Genomic DNA, 3,932 nt, shown 5'->3' on the forward strand with positions numbered 1-3,932 from the left:
ACCACGACCGCGAACCCAGGTCGTCGGCGAACCAGCCGGCCATGTGCGGGTTCTCCACGACCATCGTCTCCAGCACGCACCGGAGCTTGGCCTGCAGCACCGACCCGACCCGGAAGTCGGTGAGGTGCCCCCACTCGTTGGCGCGGTGGTCGCCCGGCCACCGCGCGGCCGCCGGCCCGCAGACCGAGGCGTTGAGGAGCATGTCGTGGTAACGGCCGTGGTCGTTGTCGACGATCGCGTCGAGGTAGATCAGCACGCTGCCCCCGGCGGCCGACACCTGTTCGAACACCGGGTCCTGGAAGTTGTCCCGGCCCGCCACCACCAGACCGCCCGGGTGCGCGTAGGCCTCCGCACCCGACGCGGCACCGAAGAAGAGCCCGGCCGGTTGCACGGGCAGGCCCGTGCCGGTGGTCGCGGCAGGCGGACCTGCCGCCGGGGCGAGGACGCCGCGCCGGGCGGACGGATCGCCGGTCACGGCCACCGTGAGCAGGACGACGGCGGCCGTGGCCGCCAGCAGCAGCCGCCGCGCCGTGCCCCGGGAAGGCCGTCTCTCGGACGGGACCTGGGTCGCCACGGTGGTCCCCGGCCGGTCAGCGCGCCGACGCCGGGTCGGGCAGGGGCGTCCGGACCGATCCCATGCCGCAGTGTGCGGCCGTCACGGCGACGACGTCGAGCAGGCGTGGCGGCGCCCGCCGGCGATGTCAGTAGGCACCGTCGGCCCGGACCACGGCCCGGAAGGTCTTCCACAGGATCATCAGGTCCAGCGCCAGTGACCAGTTCTCGACGTACCGGAGGTCCAGGCGCACGGCCTCCTCCCAGGACAGGTCGCTGCGGCCGGAGACCTGCCACAGGCCGGTCAGCCCCGGCTTGACCAGCAGCCGGCGGCGGACCGAGTCGTCGTAGCGCGCGACCTCCTCGGGCAGGGGCGGGCGCGGGCCGACCAGGGACATCTGGCCGAGCAGGACGTTGAGCAGCTGGGGCAGCTCGTCGAGCGAGTGCCGACGGAGGAACTGGCCGACCCGGGTGATGCGCGGGTCACCGGCGACCTTGAACAGCAGCCCGTCGGCGTTCTGGTTCCGGGCACCCAGCTCCCCCCGGCGCGCCTCGGCGTCGGCGGTCATCGTCCGGAACTTGAGCATGGTGAACGGCTTGCCCGCGTGACCGATGCGCACCTGGCGGAAGAGCACGGGGCCGCGGCTGTCGAGGCGGACCGCGGCGGCGAGGACGACGAGGACCGGCAGTGCGAGCAGGACGAGCAGGACCGCCCCGATCCGGTCCAGCGACGCCTTGACCAGGCGCTTGGGGCCGGTGAAGTGCGGCTCCTCCACGTGCACCAGCGGCAGTCCGACGAACGGCCGCACGTGCATGCGCGGCCCGGCGACCTCCATGAGCCCCGGCGCGACGAGCAGTTCCACGCCCGTCCCCTCGAGCTGCCAGGACAACCGCCGCAGGTAGGTCGCGGCGGTGTCGCTGCTGCTGGTCACCGCCACCGCGTCGACCTGCCACGCCGAGACGACCTCCGGCACGTGCGCGAGGTCGCCCACGACCCGCACGCCCTCCGCGCGCAGCAGCGACGCGTCGTCGGGTCGCGGGACGCAGGCCGCGACGACGGTCATCCCGCAGTGCCGCTCGTGCCGCAGCTGGCGGACGAGGTCGAGCACCGCCCGCTCGCGACCCACCGCGAGCACCGTCCGCATGCACCGCCCGCCGGCTCTCAGCCGGTGCACCCACCGGCGCAGGAGGTGCCGCCCGACCGCGCTGACCACGACCGTCGACGGCACGGCGATCACGACCAGGGCCCGGGACAGCTGCCAGTTCCCCGCGTAGGAGGCGAACCCGATGGCGGCGAGCCCGGCGAGCCCCGCCTGGAGGACGCTGCGGAACTCCTCGTTGCCGGTGCCGATGGTCGCCGCGTCGTAGCCGCCGCCGAGGGCCACCACCGCCACCCACACGAGGGGGAACACCGCGACCGCGACCTGCGTCCCCCAGCCGACGTCGGTGCCGAACCGGATGAAGTGAGCGCCGACCCCGCACACCGCGGCGGCGACGAGGTCGGTCGCGACGGCGGCCGTGACGTACCGGCGCACCCAGCGCAGCGGCCGGCGGCCGACGCCGAGCGCGCCGGCCGCCGTCGCACCAGGAGGGAGGGGGCCGGACGCCGCCTCGCGAAGCGGTGCCCGCGGTGCCGGGACGGCCGTCGTCCCCACGTCCGGCAAGTCCAGCGCCACGTGCGTCGCCCCCCTCCCTGCCATCGCTGACAGGCGCGGACAGCGCTCGTGGACGCCCCCCGCTGCATCCGACGGCGGCCGGGATCCGTGGGGACCGGTCCGCCGCAGGCTGGGTCAGGCCACCAGACGCCGTGACGCAGCGCAACCCCTCTCGACCCCGGCATCCCCGATTCGGGCCCTAGGTCCCGGATCGCTGGTGCCATCCCGACCACAGTGAGTCACGACGCACGAGGAGCCTGAACGATCAAGGACCTGCACTCCCGGTGGGGAGGCCGAGGGGCGACGATGGTCGGCGGCCTGCGGCCGGACGCAGCGCCGGCCCCTCCCATGGGGTGAGCCGGTGCCGCCGGCCGGGTCCGGTGGAGTCCGGTGCGCCCTAGCCTCGACCGGGGCCACTCCGGGGAGGCCGGGACGGCGCGCTGGGCCGAGGGCCCCACGGGTGCGTCGGTGGGGCTCCAGAGGGTGGGCGAGATGGAACTCCGGGACTACGGGACGGCCCTGCGCCGGTACTGGGCGACGTGGGCGGCGATCGCGCTCACCGGGCTGTTCGTCGCCCTCGTCGTCGTGCTGTCCGTCCGGCCGACGTACACGACCACCGCGCAGGTGTTCGTGGCCAGCTCGGGCGACGGGACGAGCGGGTCGCAGTTCGTCAGCCAGCGGGTGACGACCTACCCCGACGTCGCCCGCAGCCAGACCGTGCTCGGCCCTGTCATCGACGAGCTCTCGCTCGACGAGTCCGTCACCGACCTCCGGGCGCGGGTCGCCGCGGTGAACCCGCCCGACACCTCGCAGGTCGACGTCTCCGTCACCGACGAGGACCCCGCCCGCGCCGCCGCGGTCGCCAACGCCGTCGCCGAGCGCTTCAGCACGGCGGTCGAGGACCTCGAGGAGCGGCAGGACGGCGTCTCGCCGGTGGACCTGACCGTGACCGACCCGGCCACCGTCCCCTCGTCGCCCGTCTTCCCCGTCCCCGGACTGGTGCTGGGCCTCGGCCTGTTCGTCGGCCTCACCCTGGGCGCCGCCGTCGCCGTGCTGCGCAGTCGCGCGGACACCCGGCTGCACACCGTGGACGACGTCCGCACCGCCTGGGGCGCCGGCGGGGACGAGCTGACCGTCCACGCCGTCGCCGCCCGGCGCAGCCGGCGCCGGCGCGGGACCGGCCGGCCCGTGGCGATGCTCGCCCGCCAGCTGGAGCCGGTGGACGACGACGGTTCCGTGCGGGCCGTCGTCCTCCCGGCCTCGCCCGACGAGTCGCAGGCCGCGCACGACCTGGTCACCGCGCTGGCCACCGAGCTCGTCGACGGGGGCACCCCGGTCGTCGTGGCCGAGCCGGGCGAGGACGCGGCGACCGTCCTGCCGGCCGGCGCCCGCCTGACCGTCGCGTCCGCCTCGGCCCCGGCCCGCGAGTGGCGGCGCCTGGCGCGGGAGAACGACGGCGCCGTGCTCGTCGTCACCGCCGGCCGGACGGAGGCCGCCGACCTGCGCGAGGCGCGGTCGCTGCTCGCCGCCGTGGGTGCGGGTCTCTTCTCGGTCGTCCTCCTCCCGTCCCGCCGGACGGGGCGGGCTGCCTCCGGCGACACCACGCCCGCCCGGCCGGCCGTCCCGGCTGCCGGCGAGCGGGTCCCCGCCGGCCCCTGACCGGCCGGCGGTCCCCCGCCGCCGCACACCGCGAACGGCCCCGCCCCGCGACCACCGGTCGCGGGG

At 76.1% G+C, this 3,932-nt stretch carries 3 protein-coding genes; 1 reads left to right on the forward strand and 2 read right to left on the reverse strand.

The features are described from left to right. Positions 1-574, reverse strand: a 574-nt coding sequence (locus tag ACI8AK_RS23155; protein WP_456958186.1) for a hypothetical protein, incomplete at its 3' end; no start/stop codon positions are given. A 127-nt stretch (positions 575-701) separates the two neighbouring features. Further along, positions 702-2,228 (reverse strand): sugar transferase, encoded by a 1,527-nt coding sequence (locus ACI8AK_RS23160; protein ID WP_456958188.1) that lies wholly within the window; start codon positions 2,226-2,228, stop codon positions 702-704. Between the two features lie 471 nt (positions 2,229-2,699). On the opposite strand from ACI8AK_RS23160, the gene ACI8AK_RS23165 reads away from it, so the two are divergent. Beyond that, positions 2,700-3,866: a YveK family protein gene (locus ACI8AK_RS23165; RefSeq protein ID WP_456958190.1), complete on the forward strand. Its 1,167-nt coding sequence runs from the start codon at positions 2,700-2,702 to the stop codon at positions 3,864-3,866. The last annotated feature ends 66 nt before the right edge of the window (positions 3,867-3,932 follow it).

The organism is Geodermatophilus sp. SYSU D00867, assembly GCF_054050315.1.